This window comes from Flavobacterium sp. GNP008, from assembly GCF_056428965.1.
Genome location: NZ_JBWJVL010000003.1, coordinates 371,658 through 387,530, shown reverse-complemented (window position 1 = coordinate 387,530; position 15,873 = coordinate 371,658). Strand labels below are relative to the sequence as shown.

At 32.2% G+C, this 15,873-nt stretch carries 14 protein-coding genes; 7 read left to right on the top strand and 7 right to left on the bottom strand.

Features of this window, described 5'->3' with window-relative positions; genetic code table 11:
* Positions 1 to 62: 62 nt before the first annotated feature.
* Positions 63 to 1,175, bottom strand: a complete 1,113-nt coding sequence (locus AC0608_RS11180; protein WP_478289109.1) for a lactonase family protein — start codon at positions 1,173 to 1,175, stop codon at positions 63 to 65.
* Between the two features lie 181 nt (positions 1,176 to 1,356).
* On the opposite strand from AC0608_RS11180, the gene AC0608_RS11175 reads away from it, so the two are divergent.
* The 4 genes from AC0608_RS11175 (at position 1,357) to AC0608_RS11160 (ending at position 5,664) form a co-directional block, all read left to right on the top strand.
* Positions 1,357 to 3,285, top strand: a complete 1,929-nt coding sequence (locus tag AC0608_RS11175) for a BatA domain-containing protein (RefSeq protein WP_478289108.1) — start codon at positions 1,357 to 1,359, stop codon at positions 3,283 to 3,285.
* A gap of 121 nt (positions 3,286 to 3,406) precedes the next feature.
* Positions 3,407 to 4,660 carry a dihydroorotase gene (locus AC0608_RS11170; protein WP_478289107.1) on the top strand — a complete coding sequence of 418 codons (1,254 nt, stop codon included), beginning with the start codon at positions 3,407 to 3,409 and terminating at the stop codon, positions 4,658 to 4,660.
* A gap of 4 nt (positions 4,661 to 4,664) precedes the next feature.
* Positions 4,665 to 5,012, top strand: a complete 348-nt coding sequence (locus tag AC0608_RS11165) for a hypothetical protein (RefSeq protein WP_478289106.1) — start codon at positions 4,665 to 4,667, stop codon at positions 5,010 to 5,012.
* A gap of 4 nt (positions 5,013 to 5,016) precedes the next feature.
* Positions 5,017 to 5,664, top strand: a complete 648-nt coding sequence (locus tag AC0608_RS11160) for an alpha/beta hydrolase (RefSeq protein WP_478289105.1) — start codon at positions 5,017 to 5,019, stop codon at positions 5,662 to 5,664.
* A gap of 59 nt (positions 5,665 to 5,723) precedes the next feature.
* Here AC0608_RS11160 and AC0608_RS11155 read toward each other — a convergent pair whose 3' ends face one another.
* Positions 5,724 to 6,224, bottom strand: a complete 501-nt coding sequence (locus tag AC0608_RS11155; RefSeq protein WP_478289104.1) for a hypothetical protein — start codon at positions 6,222 to 6,224, stop codon at positions 5,724 to 5,726.
* A gap of 10 nt (positions 6,225 to 6,234) precedes the next feature.
* Positions 6,235 to 6,999 carry an MBL fold metallo-hydrolase gene (locus AC0608_RS11150; RefSeq protein ID WP_478289103.1) on the bottom strand — a complete coding sequence of 255 codons (765 nt, stop codon included), beginning with the start codon at positions 6,997 to 6,999 and terminating at the stop codon, positions 6,235 to 6,237.
* A gap of 94 nt (positions 7,000 to 7,093) precedes the next feature.
* Between AC0608_RS11150 and AC0608_RS11145 the strand changes: the two genes are divergently transcribed.
* The gene (locus AC0608_RS11145; protein WP_417989392.1) at positions 7,094 to 8,554 is read left to right on the top strand and encodes a TonB-dependent receptor; all 1,461 of its coding nucleotides are present in this window, start codon (positions 7,094 to 7,096) and stop codon (positions 8,552 to 8,554) included.
* Between the two features lie 77 nt (positions 8,555 to 8,631).
* Here the strand turns inward: AC0608_RS11145 and bcp are convergent, their stop codons facing one another.
* A complete protein-coding gene (bcp, locus tag AC0608_RS11140) occupies positions 8,632 to 9,084 on the bottom strand; it encodes a thioredoxin-dependent thiol peroxidase (RefSeq protein WP_478289102.1) in 453 nt (150 codons plus the stop codon).
* Between the two features lie 89 nt (positions 9,085 to 9,173).
* Here bcp and AC0608_RS11135 point away from each other — a divergent pair, with 89 nt between their 5' ends.
* Positions 9,174 to 9,824 carry an endonuclease III domain-containing protein gene (locus tag AC0608_RS11135; protein ID WP_417958216.1) on the top strand — a complete coding sequence of 217 codons (651 nt, stop codon included), beginning with the start codon at positions 9,174 to 9,176 and terminating at the stop codon, positions 9,822 to 9,824.
* Positions 9,825 to 10,130: 306 nt separating this feature from the next.
* On the opposite strand, the gene AC0608_RS11130 is transcribed toward AC0608_RS11135, so the two are convergent.
* Positions 10,131 to 10,715, bottom strand: a complete 585-nt coding sequence (locus AC0608_RS11130; protein ID WP_478289101.1) for an RNA polymerase sigma factor — start codon at positions 10,713 to 10,715, stop codon at positions 10,131 to 10,133.
* Positions 10,716 to 11,128: 413 nt separating this feature from the next.
* On the opposite strand from AC0608_RS11130, the gene uvrA reads away from it, so the two are divergent.
* Complete coding sequence (gene uvrA, locus AC0608_RS11125) at positions 11,129 to 13,912, top strand: excinuclease ABC subunit UvrA (protein ID WP_478289100.1); 2,784 nt, start codon at positions 11,129 to 11,131, stop codon at positions 13,910 to 13,912.
* A gap of 4 nt (positions 13,913 to 13,916) precedes the next feature.
* On the opposite strand, the gene AC0608_RS11120 is transcribed toward uvrA, so the two are convergent.
* On the bottom strand, positions 13,917 to 14,216 hold the full coding sequence (locus AC0608_RS11120; RefSeq protein ID WP_478289099.1) for a hypothetical protein: 300 nt from the start codon (positions 14,214 to 14,216) through the stop codon (positions 13,917 to 13,919).
* A 176-nt stretch (positions 14,217 to 14,392) separates the two neighbouring features.
* Positions 14,393 to 15,853 carry an oligosaccharide flippase family protein gene (locus tag AC0608_RS11115; protein WP_478289098.1) on the bottom strand — a complete coding sequence of 487 codons (1,461 nt, stop codon included), beginning with the start codon at positions 15,851 to 15,853 and terminating at the stop codon, positions 14,393 to 14,395.
* Between the last annotated feature and the right edge of the window lie 20 nt (positions 15,854 to 15,873).

Genomic DNA, 15,873 nt, shown 5'->3' with positions numbered 1-15,873 from the left:
AGAAAAGGCTAAAATGAAATTCATTTTAGCCTTTTTTTTCTGAATATTAGTATGGCTCTATTTTAATACTTTGTAAAAACCAGACAAACCGGAGAACACAAAGCGATTTTTTTTCCTGTATTTTCTAGAGCACCCGTTTTTTTATTTCTTTTAAATATTACAATATCATTTGTATATTGATGTGCTACCAAAAGAAAATTTCCAGTTGGATCAATTGCAAAATTTCTAGGTCCTTTACCTAAGGTACTGGTTTGTTCTTTCAATACTAATTTTCCACTTTTTAGAATTTTAAAAATGGTAATGTTATTTGCCTCTCCGCGATTAGAAGCATATAAAAACTTCCCATCCGGCGAAATATGTATATCTGCAGCACTGAAAGACCCTTTGAAGTCTTTAGGTAAAATAGTAGTTTCATCAATCTTTTTTAAGATTCCCTCGGAATAACTAAATACGCTTAGCCCTCCGTTTAATTCTTGCAATAAATAAACAATTTTCCCATCCTTACTAAACGTTAAATGCCTTGGTCCACTTCCAGATTTTACTGCGACACTGTCTCTTAATTCTAAAACAGTACTTATAGCATCCGGATTATAGGCATATGAATATACTTTATCATTTCCTAAATCGTTAGACAAAACAAACTTTTTGTCAGGAGAGAAATATACCATGTGCGCATGTGGACCTTCCTGTCTTTGCACATTAATTCCCTTTCCATAATGTTGAATAACTTGTTTTGCTTCGTCTAGACTTCCGTCGTTATTTTTACCAAAAACGGAAATATTTCCCCCAGAATAATTGGCAACTATCACATTCTTATTATCATTTATAATGTAACAAGGATTCACACCTTTTGAGCTTTGTTTGTTAATTAAGTTAAGTTTTCCACTTGATGGATTGTAACTAAAAGAACTTACCGTACTTGCCGCTCCGTTTTCATTTACCGAATATATAAAGTTATTGTCTTTTGAAACTGTCAAATAACTTGGATTCACGACTTTTTCAGTAGCATTTTTAAAACTAAAATCACCTGTCTTTGAATCAAAATCATACACATAAATTCCTTTACTTTCGCAACCTTTTGTATAGGTTCCAATCAATAAATTATACTTGTTTTTTTGAGCTTGTATTGTGGTTAAAGCAATAATAGAAAGAAGAATTGTATATATATTTTTCATAAGTTAAATGGTATTGAAGAGCTAAAATACGCATTATATTCATAATGGATGTCAATTGTTTATTCCTTTAAAAAATTATAACAACTTCATAAAAAACTGTCAACAAATTTGTATTTTTGACTCACTAAATTCAATGAACTCCATTGAAAATAAAATCTAGTGCAGTAAACTCAACCTTAGAATGTATTTTAAACATCCCGAAATTTTATACTTTCTATTCTTGTTGATTGTTCCTGTTTTGGTTCATTTATTTCAATTGCGCCGTTTCAAGAAAGAATATTTCACTAATGTTCGTTTCTTAAAGGCACTTTCGATTCAAACCAGAAAAAGCTCTAAACTCAAAAAATGGTTGCTTCTAACCTGTCGTTTATTATTGTTATCTTGTATTATTATAGCATTTGCTCAGCCTTTTTTTGAGTCAAAAGACAGTAAAAATGCAAACAATGAGTTGTATATTATTTTGGATAATTCATTCAGTATGCAAGCCAAAGGCAAAAAAGGACAATTACTAAAAAGAGCCGTTCAGGAACTCCTCGAAGAAACTCCTGAAAATGTCAATTTCTCTTTACTCACCAATTCCGAAAATTATTGGAACACGGATATAAAGTTAGTGCGTAGTGCATTGCAAAATCTAAAATACAGTGCCACTCCTTTCCAATTAGACAATATAATATCCAAAATAAAAGCGCATAAATCGGCTTTTAAAAAAGATATTCTTATCATTACAGATGCTGTAGGTCTTGATGAAAATCAACTAAAAAATAGTAATGCAACTGATTCTCCTTTATTTATAATTCCTAAAGCAGAACAAAAAAACAATGTTTCCATTGACAGCGTTTTCATCAATAAAACACTAGAAACTTTTTATGAAATCAGTGTCCAAATATCCGGTTATGGAGATAATTTTAACCCGATTCCTATTTCGTTATACAATGAGAACAAGCTCATTGCAAAGACAATAGTAACATTAGAAAAAAAGAAAAAAAACATCAACTTTACGATACCAAAACAAGCCTTTCATGGCTATTTTTCTATTGTAGACAATGGTTTAAGTTACGACAACACGTTGTATTTTAGTATTTCAAAAATAAAGAAAACTAATGTTATCAGCATAGGAGAAAAAACGAAAAGCAACTTTCTTTCCCGAATATACACCAATCAAGAATTCAATTTCAATAATTATAATTTAAGTGCATTGGACTACAATACCCTGGAAGAACAAGATGCGATTGTTTTAAATGAATTGGATGAAATTCCGCAAGCTTTGACGACCACTTTAAAGTCTTTTGTAGAAAAAGGCGGCAATTTAATTGTGATCCCTTCGGCAATAAGTTCAATTACAAATATGAATTCTTTTGTGGGGAATTTTGGAAACCTCTCCTTCAATTGTTTAGAAAAAATAGAAAAATTAATTACTACAATCAACTTCAATCATCCTATATTCAGTAGTGTTTTTGAAAACAAAGTGACTAATTTTCAGTATCCAAAAACAAAAAAATCCTATGCAATATCCAGCTCCAGCTCAGCTGCTTTGTCTTATCAGGACCAAAGCGTTTTCTTGGCTTCGATAGCAAGTTCGGTTTCAGCGGTTACTGTTTTTGCAGCTCCTATCAACATCGAAAATTCAAATTTCCAACAATCTCCATTAATTGTGCCTACATTTTACAAGATGGCGATGAACAATCAAAACAATGGCGTAAATGCTTTAACAATTGGAAATAACAATCCGCACATGACAGAAGCGTCACTAAACAATGACGCTATATTAACTGTAAAAGGCTTGGAAGAACAATTTATCCCTATCCAACAAATTCTGAAAAATAAAGTCAAAATGACCTTCAACGATTATCCGAAACAAGCCGGAAATTTCAGTGTTTACAATAAAAAAGAATGGATCGAAAACATCAGTTTCAATTACAATAGAACCGAAAGTGATTTGGCAGTAGCTAATCAAAATAGCCTTTCAAATTATAAAACAATAGAATCGATACAATCATTTTTTGACACGCTACAAACTGACAGAACTGATAATCAAATTTGGAAATGGTTTGTTATCTTTGCCCTGATATTTATAATAACCGAAATGTTAATCATACGGTTTGTAAAGTAAACAACTAAGTTCAATTACTTAAAAAATCAATATGAAATGAGCATGACCGCAATTTGGTCGTAAAAGTTAATGCAACTATGCGAATTCCATATTCCATTAAAAAAACAAATATTATCTACATATGAAATTAATCATCAGAGGTGCTAAAATTATCGATTCGAAAAGTCCCTTTCATAATAAGACAGTAGATCTTTTAATTGTTGATGGTTTTATAAAAAAAATTGGAACTTCACTCCCAAATCCAGAAAAAGCGGAAGAAGTAAAACTTGATAATTTACATATTTCACAAGGGTGGTTTGACAGTAGCGTTTCACTTGGAGAACCCGGGTTTGAAGACCGAGAAACCATAGCAAACGGACTTAATGTTGCTGCCAAAAGTGGCTTTACTGCAATCGCATTACAACCCCACTCCTTCCCTATCATTGATAATCAATCCCAAGTAAATTTTGTTTTAAACAAAGCTATAGGATTTGCAACTCAACTGTATCCTATAGGTGCTTTAAGCAAAGAAAGCGAAGGAAAAGACATGGCAGAATTGTATGATATGAAAAAATCCGGAGCAGTCGCTTTTGGAGATTATAATAAGAGTCTGAACAATGCCAATTTGCTAAAAATCGCCTTACAATACGTTCAGGATTTTGATGGATTGCTTCTTGCTTTTTCCCAAGACGAAAATATTAAAGGAAACGGAGTGGCAAATGAAGGCGCTGTATCTACCCGATTAGGTTTGAAAGGAATTCCAAATCTTGCTGAAGAATTACAAATCGCAAGAAATTTATTTCTATTAGAATATACGGGAGGAAAACTACACATTCCTACGATTTCGACTAAAAAATCAGTCCAATTAATTAAAGAAGCTAAAGCTAATGGATTGAATGTAACCTGCAGTGTAGCGGTACATCATTTAGTTTTAACGGATGAAAAACTGGAAGGTTTTGATACCCGCTACAAAGTTTCGCCACCACTTAGAACTGAAACGGATAGAAAAGCATTGCTAAAAGGCCTAAAAGACGGAACAATAGACATGATTACATCTGACCATAATCCGATAGATATTGAACACAAGAAAATGGAATTTGATGGTGCCAAGAATGGAACGATTGGAATGGAAAGTGCTTTTGGTGCTTTGATGACCATATTGCCATTAGAAACAGTAATTGAGAAATTGACTGCTGGAAAATCTAGATTTGGAATTGATGTACATATCATTAATGAAGGTTCAAAAGCAAATATGACCTTGTTCAATCCAGAACCAAAAGGTATTTTTAGCAAAGCATCAATTCTATCAAAATCTAAAAACTCAGCGTTTTTGGAAACAGAAATAAAAGGGAAAGTGTACGGAGTTGTGAATCAAGGAAAATTAATTTTAGTATAAAAAAATGAATAATAATAATAATAATAATAATAATAATTCAGAGTCTGGAAAAACTGCCGCCATTACAAGTTATATTTTTGGCATTGGCGTATTTATAGCTATGTCTATGAACTCCGAAGACAAAAATGCGTTTGCTTCCTTTCACATTCGACAAGGATTAGGACTCACTTTGACTTTTATATCACTAGGACTAATCATTAGTAATTTTGACAGCTTACTGATTTCTGCTCCAATGTGGATTTTTGTATTTGTTTTGTGGTCATATGGCATCACCAGTGCTATTAAAGGAGAAACAAAACCCGTTCCTTTATTGGGAACTTATTTTCAAAAATGGCTCATAAACATATCATAATTACATGAATTTATCTTTAGAATATAAAATACGAGAACCTAAAATAAAATTAGATAAAAATCCCCTTATCCTTTTATTACATGGATACGGTAGCAACGAAGAAGACCTATTTTCTTTTGCAGAAGAGCTACCAGAGGAATACTATATCATCTCAGCTCGAGCTCCCTATAATTTACAATATGGTAGTTATGCATGGTATGCAATAAACTTTGATGCAGATGAAAACAAATTTTCAGATCACGAACAAGCCAAAATTTCAAGAGACGTAATTGCTGGATTTATTGATGAATTAATTGCTAATTATCCAATAGATGCAACACAAATTGCTTTAGTTGGTTTCAGCCAAGGATCCATTTTGAGTTATGCAGTTGCACTTTCTTACCCAGAAAAAATTCAAAAAGTAGTGGCTATGAGCGGCTATTTAAATTTAGAGATAGTAACTGATGATTACCTTAAAAATAACTTTACTGCCCTGAAAATATTTGCTTCACACGGTACTGTAGACCAAGTGATCCCTGTAGAATGGGCCAGAAAAACGCCTGAGATATTGAAAAATTTATCTATAAACCATATCTATAAAGAATATCCAATAGGCCACGGAGTCGCTCCTCAAAATTTTTATGATTTCAAAAGTTGGCTTCTTGAAAAATAGTCTCTAGTTTACGCTCGCAGTATCGAGTACTGATGCAACTCAATACTGTGAGAAGACACTTACTTCTGATACAATAACGACTGATTTACTTCAAATGTGATGCTTTCATCCTCATTTACAAAATACTTTAACAAAACTTCACCCCATATTTCACTATTACTATAGTCAGCGATAATCCATCGGTGGTTTAGAATTTTGACCTTATTAATAATAAATTTATTAGCTCCTATCTGATCTTGACCTGTATAAGGATTCCCTTTAGGATTTGAATTAAAGTCCAATAATTTTTCCGTAACAAAAGGTATTAATTTTTCGTATTGTATTATTTTACTTGTATTTCCCGACTCAAAATAATTTTGGGCGTTCTCATTTTTTTCCAAAGAAAAATAGTTAGCATCAACTAACTGATTTGAAACTAAAGCAAGACTGTCTCTTAATTTTTTGGTTGTTTTATCATACCGTTTTTGTTCAAAAGCTACTTCTTTACTCAAAAACATATAAGTAAAAACAGTAGAAAGTACAGCAAGAATAGTTAGGTAAAGGAATAATGATTTTTTCATTTTAATTGAATTAAATGGTAATTTCTAAATTATCGTAAGCCAGAAAAACATTTCTTGGAAGATTTTTTTGAACTTCTTCGTGATATCCCATTATATGACTAATGTGGGTTAGATAAGTAATATCCGGCTGTACCAAAGTTATAAAATCTAACGCTTCTTTCAAATTGAAATGTGTATCATGAGGCTCTTCGCGTAAAGCATTTATTACCAATACCTTTAGCTTTTTTAGCTTTGCAATTTCACTATCCGCAATAGTTTTCACATCAGTTAAATAAGCAAAATCCTCGATTCTATAGCCAAAAACCTGAAGATTTCCGTGCATTACATTAACAGGAATTACAGTTTTATTACCAATACAAAACGGTTCGTTATTGAAAACTTCTATAGTTTGTACAGACGGTGCTCCGGGGTATTTATTTATGGTTTCAAAAACGTACTCAAACCTTCTTTTCAGATTCTTTATTACTCGATCATGGGCATAAATTGGCAGGTCCCCTTGCCTAAAATTAAACGGACGGATATCATCTATTCCCGCAGTATGATCTGAATGTTCATGAGTAAATAAAATAGCATCCACTTTCTGGCAATTTGAGGATAACATTTGTTGTCTAAAATCAGGTCCGCAATCAATAACTAAAGAATAATTCTCCCAAGATATCCAAACTGAAACTCTTAGCCTTTTATCTTTAGAATCAGTGCTTTTACATACTGGATGATTGCTCCCAATAACTGGAATGCCTTGTGACGTGCCAGTCCCTAAAAAATATACCTTCAACGTTCTTGATTTTATTTACAAAAATAGGGTTAATTACCTTTCATTAGAAACCTATTTCATTAACTTTGCAACATATTAGCCATATTAAAAGAAAATGGATACAGAAATAAGATTAAAAGGTGATAAAATCATTGAACAAATCCCTTCAATTAAAGATAAAGCACTCCGTATCAATTTGAATGAAAATATTTACGGGACTTTCGCAGAAATTGGAGCAGGACAGGAAACTGTAAGACATTTTTTTAGATCTGGAGGGTCTTCTGGAACAATCGCAAAAGCGATGTCAGCTTATGATAAAGATTTTAGTGATGCCGTATATGGTATTGAAGAAGACGGCCGATACGTAACTGAAAGCCGACTAAAAAAAATGCTGTCTCATGAAGTAAATTTAATAGAAAAACGCTTGAGCAGGGAAAAACATCCTAACAAAATGTTTTTTAGCTATGCTAATACTGTTGCTACTATAGATTTTGCTAAACAATTCAAGGGACATGGATGGGTTGGAATAAGTTACCAAATTGAACCCGATGAGGATTACAACGAAATTATTATTCACATACGGTTTAAAGAGACTGACGTTCGGTTACAACAAGAAACACTTGGAATCCTGGGAGTTAATTTAATTTATGGTGCGTATTACAAATACAATGATCCCAAACGATTGTTACGTTATTTGTATGACCATTTAGATAAAGATCAATTAGAAATAGATACTATAAATTTTTCAGGACCACGTTTTGCCGATGTAGATAATCGCTTAATGAGTTTACAATTGGTAAAAAATGGAATGACTGATGCGGTAATGTTTAATCCTGAAGGTAAAAACATTCTTCCTGCAGCTATTTTATACAAGAAAAATATTCTTGCTTTTAGAGGTAGTTTTCGTCCCGTTACCAAAGTAAACATGGACATGTATGAGAAATCATTGAAAATGTTTCTAAACGAAAATAAAGTAAATGCTCAAAATACCCTTGTAATTTTTGAAATTACGTTATCAAACTTGCGCTCTGACGGTGAAATCGATGAAAGAGATTTTATGGATCGGGCCGAATTACTGTGTTCATTAGGACAAACAGTAATGATTTCAAACTTTCAGGAATATTATAAAGTTGTAGAATATTTCGCTAATTATACCAAGGCCAGAATGGGTCTTGCCATGGGCGTAAATAATTTAGTGGATATTTTTGATGAGAAATATTACCGTCATCTTAGTGGTGGCATTTTAGAAGCTTTTGGAAAATTGTTCTATCGAGATATGAAAGTATTTCTATATCCAATGATAGGAGAAAATGGAGAAATTATCACCTCCGAAAATTTAAAAGTGCATCCCAGAATGAAAGAATTATACAAATTCTTTAAATTTAATGGAAAAGTAGTCGATATTGATGATTATGATCCTGAAATCCTAGAAGTCTTCTCAAGAGAAGTGCTCAATATGATTAATCAAGGAAAACCAGGTTGGGAAATAATGCTTCCTTCTGGTATTGCAGAAATAATTAAGGAGCACAGACTTTTTGGTTTTGATCCCAATAAAGTACTAAAGGAAATTAAATAGTGTTTCCACAAAAAAGCCAAGAAATAAGATTACATCGCGATCTTGTTTCTTGGCTTTTTCTTTTAATTTTCTATCTTTTATTTTAATATTTGAGCGGCATGCGCTTTTGTTTTTACATCTGAAATCACCTCCTCAATAACTCCCTTTTCATCGATCACAAAAGTCGTTCTGTGAATACCATCATATTCTTTACCCATGAATTTTTTGGGACCCCAAACTCCAAAGGCTTGAATAACTGATTTATCTTCATCTGCAAGTAGTGGAAAAGGAAAATCATATTTTTCTTTGAATTTAGCTTGTTTTTTTTGCGCATCAGCACTAACGCCCAGAAGTTGATAATTATTAGCTTGAAATTGTTCATAATTATCTCTTAAATCACAGGCTTCAGCTGTACATCCTGGAGTACTTGCTTTTGGGTAAAAGAATACGACTAATTTTTTACCTGTATAATCTGCTAATTGATGTGTTTTTCCATCTTGATCAAGAGCTGAGAAATTAGGGGCTTTATCACCTTTTTTTAATGTTGTCATTATTTACATATTTTATTTATTTGAATCGAAATTGAATTTTGCTATTGCCAATGAAATTGTTTTTCTTTACAACTCAAATTTAGTGAATAATGAATAAACAAGAACGTGTAACGTTTGTTATAAATACGTTAAAAGAGTTATACCCAACAATACCTATTCCCTTAGACCATAAGGATCCTTACACATTGTTGATTGCCGTGTTATTATCAGCACAATGCACAGATGTTCGGGTGAACCAAATTACACCGCTACTTTTTGCGAAAGCTGACAATCCTTACGATATGATAAAAATGTCTGTTGAGGAAATTAAAGAAATCATTCGTCCATGCGGTCTATCGCCAATGAAATCAAAAGGAATTCATGGTTTATCACATATCTTAATTGACAAACATAGCGGAAAGGTCCCTCAAAGTTTTGAGTTTCTGGAGGAATTACCAGCTGTAGGGCATAAAACGGCTAGTGTAGTAATGTCACAAGCTTTTGGAGTACCTGCTTTCCCTGTTGATACACATATTCATCGTTTAATGTACCGGTGGAATTTAACCAATGGAAAAAATGTGGTGCAAACTGAAAAAGATGCCAAACGCATTTTTCCTGAGGAAATCTGGAACGATCTGCACCTTCAGATTATTTGGTATGGAAGGCAATATTCACCTGCTCGTGGTTGGAATTTAGAAAATGACCTTATCACGAAAACCATTGGAAGAAAAACGGTTCTCGAATCGTATTATAAAAAATAAACAGATCACAAATGCAAAATCCCTCTATTTTCATTAGAAATAGGGGGATTTTAAGCTTAATAATATCAAATTTAAATATTAAGCTGATTTTATCTTAATCAAAGAAAGCTTAATTCGATATAATTTCGAAACTTCTATTGTCAATTTTTATTATGCTCAACGCCTTGGAGTAGCTTAATAAAAAAGAAATTGTCTCTTTATTTGGTTTCATTGTTTGAGAAACTAACGGTTTTTTTGAGTAAGTTTTTGCCATAAAAATAATAAATATTCGTTTATTATTACAACGCAGCTAGTTTCAAGATATTGTTAATTAGTTAAAACAATTTGGTGTTTATCAATTACTTTTCTCAAATTCATCAAAGCATAACGCATTCTTCCTAAAGCTGTATTAATACTTACACCTGTAGATTCAGAAATTTCTTTGAAACTCATGTCCTGATACATTCTCATTACTAATACTTCTTTTTGATCAGCGGGAAGTCCCTCAATTAATTTCTTTAAATCCATCTCGACTTGTTCTGATATTATTTTATTTTCAATAGTCAGAGAATCATCAGACATAATCGAAAAAATAGAAAACTCCTCCGTTTCTCTAAACATTGGCATTTTTTTAGTCTTTCGGTAATGATCAATAACTAGATTATGAGAAATTCGCATCACCCAAGGCAAGAATTTACCTTCTTCATTATATGAGTTTGATTTCAAGGTATTAATAACTTTGATAAATGTATCTTGAAATATATCGTTAGTAGTCTCCCTGTCTGGAATTTTGGAATAAATAAATCCATAAATTTTTGATTCATGCCTTTTTATTAGTTTAGCTAAGGCATCCTCATTACCGGCCACATATTCCTTAACTAATGACGCGTCTGGGATTTGTATATTAACCATAATAATACTTTTTAGTTTTTAATTAAAATTGGAGATTTTTCTCTAAAAAGTAGTTTTTAAGTATAGGCTAAAGTATTTATAGATTATTTAAGTTTTCAAATTTAACAAATTATTATTTTAACAAGCAAATAAAATTAATAAAAATTAACATATCAAACTTATAATTTGTTAAAAATTTTATACTTTTTACACATTTACAATACAAATAGTATGCCGCCGAAAAAAAATAATAATTTCTGTAATTAAATTCTTAAAATATAAAACCAAATACTGATTCTAAATGAATTATAAAAAGAAAATATAAAAGTCAAATAAAAAAACATTCATTCGCCGAGTTTTTAAGCATTATTTGTGACTTGTTCAATCCTTTTACTCAATCGAAAATTGATTACTTTTGTGAAAATTATCATTTTATGCAAGTTGACCTTTCAAAATTAGATCCGAAGAAAAATATCATCATTAAAGGCGCTCAAGTACATAACTTGAAAAATGTAGATGTAGCGATCCCACGAAATAAATTAGTGGTCATCACGGGTCTTTCGGGTTCTGGAAAATCAAGTTTGGCTTTCGATACATTATATGCCGAAGGACAACGCCGATATGTGGAAAGTTTATCGTCCTATGCAAGACAATTTCTGGGAAGATTGGATAAACCCAAAGTGGAATACATCAAAGGAATTGCTCCTGCAATCGCTATTGAACAAAAGGTAAATACCACCAATGCGCGTTCTACAGTAGGAACTTCAACCGAAATATACGATTATATAAAATTACTATTTGCCCGAATTGGAAGAACCTATTCCCCTGTTTCTGGTCGTGAAGTCAAAAAAAACACGGTTACTGATGTGGTTACTGATGTAAAAAGTTTTGAACTTGATAGCAAATGGTTGCTCCTTGCTCCGATACACTTAGAAGAAGGAAGAAAACTGGAAGACAAATTAAAAGTACTTTTGCAACAGGGTTTTGCCCGGATTTTGGTAAATAATGAAATGGTGCGTTTGGATGATTTACCAGATTCACTTGAAAAAAAAGATCTTTTTCTGATCATAGACAGAATTGTAGTTAAAGAGGAAGAAGAATTCTATAATCGATTGGCTGATGCGGTACAAACTGCTTTTTTTGAAGGAAAAGGAATCTGCCATTTACAGGAATTAAATTCCGATAAAAAATTTTCCTATTCCAATAATTTTGAGTTGGACGGACTGACCTTTTTAGAACCCAACGTTCATTTGTTCAGTTTCAACAATCCGTATGGAGCCTGTCCGGTCTGTGAAGGATATGGAAATATTATTGGTATTGATGCTGAACTGGTGGTGCCAAACACCACATTATCCGTTTATGAAAATGCTATTTTCCCCTGGCGTGGCGAAAGCATGAGCTGGTTTAGAGATGAATTGGTCAACAAAGCCTATAAATTTGACTTTCCTATTCACAAACCCTATTATGAATTATCTGAAGATCAGAAAGAATTAATTTGGAATGGAAATAGCTACTTTCAAGGGTTGAATGATTTCTTTAAAGAACTGGAAGAAAAAAATTATAAAATACAAAATCGTGTGATGCTTTCGCGTTATCGTGGCAAAACTAAATGCCATGCTTGTAAAGGAAAACGTTTAAGAATAGAAGCTTCTTACGTAAAAATTAACTCCAAGACGGTTTCGGATTTAGTTGATTTACCGATTAAACATCTAGTTGCCTTTTTCAAAAATATAGATTTAGATGTTTATGAAAAGCAAATTGCGAAGCGATTAATAGTGGAAATCAACAACCGTCTATCGTTTTTAACCGAAGTAGGTTTAGATTACCTGACTTTAAACAGAAATTCTGCAACACTTTCTGGAGGGGAATCACAACGCATCAACTTAGCTACTTCATTAGGAAGCAGCTTAGTGGGATCAATGTATATCCTAGATGAACCCAGCATTGGTTTACACCCAAAAGACACCGAGCGCTTGATAAAAGTATTGCTCTCCCTGCGTGATTTAGGAAACACCGTGATTGTTGTAGAACACGATGAAGATATTATGAAAGCTGCCGATATGATTATTGATATTGGTCCGGAAGCAGGAACTTTTGGAGGACATTTAGTCGCTCAGGGAACCTATGCTGAAATCCTAAAATCTACTTCACTAACCGCGAAGTATCTCAATGGAGATTTAGAAATTAGTGTTCCTAAAAAAAGAAGACTTTTCAAGAACTTTATTGATATAAAAGGAGCTCGAGAGAATAATCTTCAAAATATAGATGTGACCTTTCCTTTAGATGTGTTAACTGTAATTACTGGTGTGTCAGGAAGCGGAAAAAGTACTTTAGTGAAGAAAATTTTGTTCCCAGCAATGCAAAAAAAACTGGAGAATGTTGGGGAAAAAGCAGGCCAGTTCAGTGAGATGTCCGGTTCATTTTCTCAAATAAAACACATCGAATATGTAGATCAAAACCCTATAGGAAGAAGTTCCCGTTCTAATCCTGTAACCTATATTAAGGCTTATGACGATATCCGCGAATTGTATGCTAAACAAAAACTATCAACGATTAGAGGCTATCAAGCCAAACATTTTTCTTTTAATGTTGATGGGGGGAGATGTGAAACTTGCAAAGGGGAAGGTGCTATCAACGTAGAAATGGTTTTTATGGCTGATGTTCAATTGCCTTGTGAAACTTGCAACGGGAAGCGATTCAAGAAAGAAGTACTGGAAGTAGCATTTGAAAGTAAAAATATTCATGATATTCTCACGATGACCATAGACGATGCTATTGCTTTTTTCAATACTAATAAACAACCTAAAATAACTCAAAAATTACAGCCTTTGCAAGATGTAGGTCTGGGTTATGTTCAATTAGGTCAATCCTCTTCTACTCTATCCGGAGGTGAAGCCCAACGTATAAAACTGGCATCCTTTTTAGTAAAAGGGGCTACAAAAGACAAAGCTTTATTTGTTTTTGATGAACCTACCACGGGATTGCATTTTCATGATATCAAAAAATTATTAGCATCCTTTGATGCATTGATTGACAAAGGACATTCGATTATTGTTATTGAACATAACCTTGATTTAATTAAATGCGCGGATTGGATTATTGATCTGGGACCTGAGGGAGGAGAAAATGGTGGTAAATTATTAGCAGTAGGAACTCCAGAACAGGTGTCAAAAATAAAAGCATCTGTTACCGGTCATTATTTAAAAGATAAACTATAGCAGTTTATCCCATATAACATTTCTCCTCAAAAGTATTTCCATCTTCATCAATTGCTATCAGTATTTTTTTAGCTTTGGAAGAAACTTGCGCAATATAAATCCAAACTACGGACCAAAGTCCAAGTGTAACACAAAAGACAAAAAAATTAAAAATATGATTTACCTCTTTTTTCCTTTTTAATAAAATAGCATAAGGTAGTTTGTCATTTCGTTCTAAAACTATAAATCCTTTATTGGTTTTATCTTCTAAAACAGTTGAAAATTTAATTAAATTCTCCTCACTTTTATTTTTATAGCTACTCATATGTCTTACTGTAATTTATTCGGATTTATTGCGGTAATAACTGACAACAACAATTTTGACAAAATTAATAGCAAATCAAGACTTTTACAATACCCACTTTTAGTGATATTTTAATATAAAAAATATCACTAACCTTCTACAGCCTTTTATTAAAGTCCTTTTAAAGAAAATAGTACCTATTTAAATCTTTTCAGAACGAATTTAATTACCTGATTAATTTCAACAGAAATCACAAATTTGTAATTAATATAGATGTATAAAATGGTAACCAAAATAGATTTTAAAACGATATTGAGTATGGGATCAAAAGGAAATTCCCAGAAATAAAACAATAGAAATAATACAAATGTAATCCCAAGAGAATACATCGTTTGATTTGTGAAAGGATATAAATGCAAACGCTTGACTACAAAAAGCAATTTAGCTACACTATACAAAGTAATTGATAATAAAGTAGCAAAAGCAGATCCTATGATGCCATACAATGGAATAAAAACCATATTTAGTGCAATGGTTAAAAGAACCAGAAATACCCCAAGAAACAATACTGCTCTGTAATATTTTGTGTTAAAAATAATAGCATTATTATTCCCTAAAATCAAATCAAAATATTTTGAAATTCCAATCATAAAAACAACCAAAATACCCCCACTGTATTCTTTTGGAACCATTTCGTACAGTTGATTGATATTCACAAAAATACCCAACATCACAAAACCACCTACAACTTGTAGATTAATAGACGTTTTTTTATACAAATCATTGAGTTCTTCAAATTTATTTTCATGCATCAGCCTGGCAGTAATTGGATAAACAATTTGATGCATCGCTCTACTTGGAACCGATATCACTAAAGCTATATAAGTAGCAACGGAATAATAGGCTATATTTTCAATGATCATATATTGATTGAGCATAATTTTATCGCCATCCAACAATAAATTTGCTACACTTCCTGATAAAATGATATAAAAAGTATACTCTATTATGCCTTTTACATTGTGCGGTTTAGTAAATTGAAATTTAGGCTTTTTTATATAAAAAGCATAAGTCATCGTTATCACAAGTGCCAAAAGATATATTCCTGCGGTTACATACACAAATTCTACAACAGTTATCCATTTATAGTATACTCCAATAAGCGCAAATAAAGAAAACAACCTTAATCCAACCTCTTTAACAAAATTTCCAAAAACTGAATGCATGTGAACTCTGGCCCAAGCATAAAAAATTTCAAAGTAAGCCATACACAATCCAATAAATGGAATTAGCCAAATAAAATCGTTAACTACAGGGTTTTTTTTAGTTACAAAAAATAAAATGTCATCAAAGAAAACCAAACCAATCAACACTAACGGAATACACAAAAGCAAAGGAAACAATACCGTAAACGATAAAAACTGGGATCTTTCCTCGTCAGATTCGTATTGAGAATAAAATTTCACTAAAGTATTTTGCATTCCTATAGCAAATAATGGCATAATAACATTTGCGCAGGAAAGAATATAACCCGTTACCGCGTAATAGGTAGCACCGAGGAAAATAGGATATAAGTAAAGTGTGTTTATTGCCCCAATACCAAAACCAAAATAGGTAATTATTGTATTCTTTAAAGATTGATTTAATACTATTCCCATTTTAGGAGTTTAAAATTTAA

Bases quoted from the DNA above. Each gene is read 5' to 3' on its own strand.
- AC0608_RS11170 (WP_478289107.1), top strand. From the start codon at position 3,407: ATGAAATTAATCATCAGAGGTGCTAAAATTATCGATTCGAAAAGTCCC.
- AC0608_RS11155 (WP_478289104.1), bottom strand. From the start codon at position 6,224: ATGAAAAAATCATTATTCCTTTACCTAACTATTCTTGCTGTACTTTCT.
- AC0608_RS11115 (WP_478289098.1), bottom strand. From the start codon at position 15,853: ATGGGAATAGTATTAAATCAATCTTTAAAGAATACAATAATTACCTAT.
- uvrA (WP_478289100.1), top strand. From the start codon at position 11,129: ATGCAAGTTGACCTTTCAAAATTAGATCCGAAGAAAAATATCATCATT.
- AC0608_RS11130 (WP_478289101.1), bottom strand. From the start codon at position 10,715: ATGGTTAATATACAAATCCCAGACGCGTCATTAGTTAAGGAATATGTG.
- AC0608_RS11165 (WP_478289106.1), top strand. From the start codon at position 4,665: ATGAATAATAATAATAATAATAATAATAATAATTCAGAGTCTGGAAAA.
- AC0608_RS11180 (WP_478289109.1), bottom strand. From the start codon at position 1,175: ATGAAAAATATATATACAATTCTTCTTTCTATTATTGCTTTAACCACA.
- AC0608_RS11175 (WP_478289108.1), top strand. From the start codon at position 1,357: ATGTATTTTAAACATCCCGAAATTTTATACTTTCTATTCTTGTTGATT.
- AC0608_RS11160 (WP_478289105.1), top strand. From the start codon at position 5,017: ATGAATTTATCTTTAGAATATAAAATACGAGAACCTAAAATAAAATTA.
- bcp (WP_478289102.1), bottom strand. From the start codon at position 9,084: ATGACAACATTAAAAAAAGGTGATAAAGCCCCTAATTTCTCAGCTCTT.
- AC0608_RS11120 (WP_478289099.1), bottom strand. From the start codon at position 14,216: ATGAGTAGCTATAAAAATAAAAGTGAGGAGAATTTAATTAAATTTTCA.
- AC0608_RS11145 (WP_417989392.1), top strand. From the start codon at position 7,094: ATGGATACAGAAATAAGATTAAAAGGTGATAAAATCATTGAACAAATC.
- AC0608_RS11135 (WP_417958216.1), top strand. From the start codon at position 9,174: ATGAATAAACAAGAACGTGTAACGTTTGTTATAAATACGTTAAAAGAG.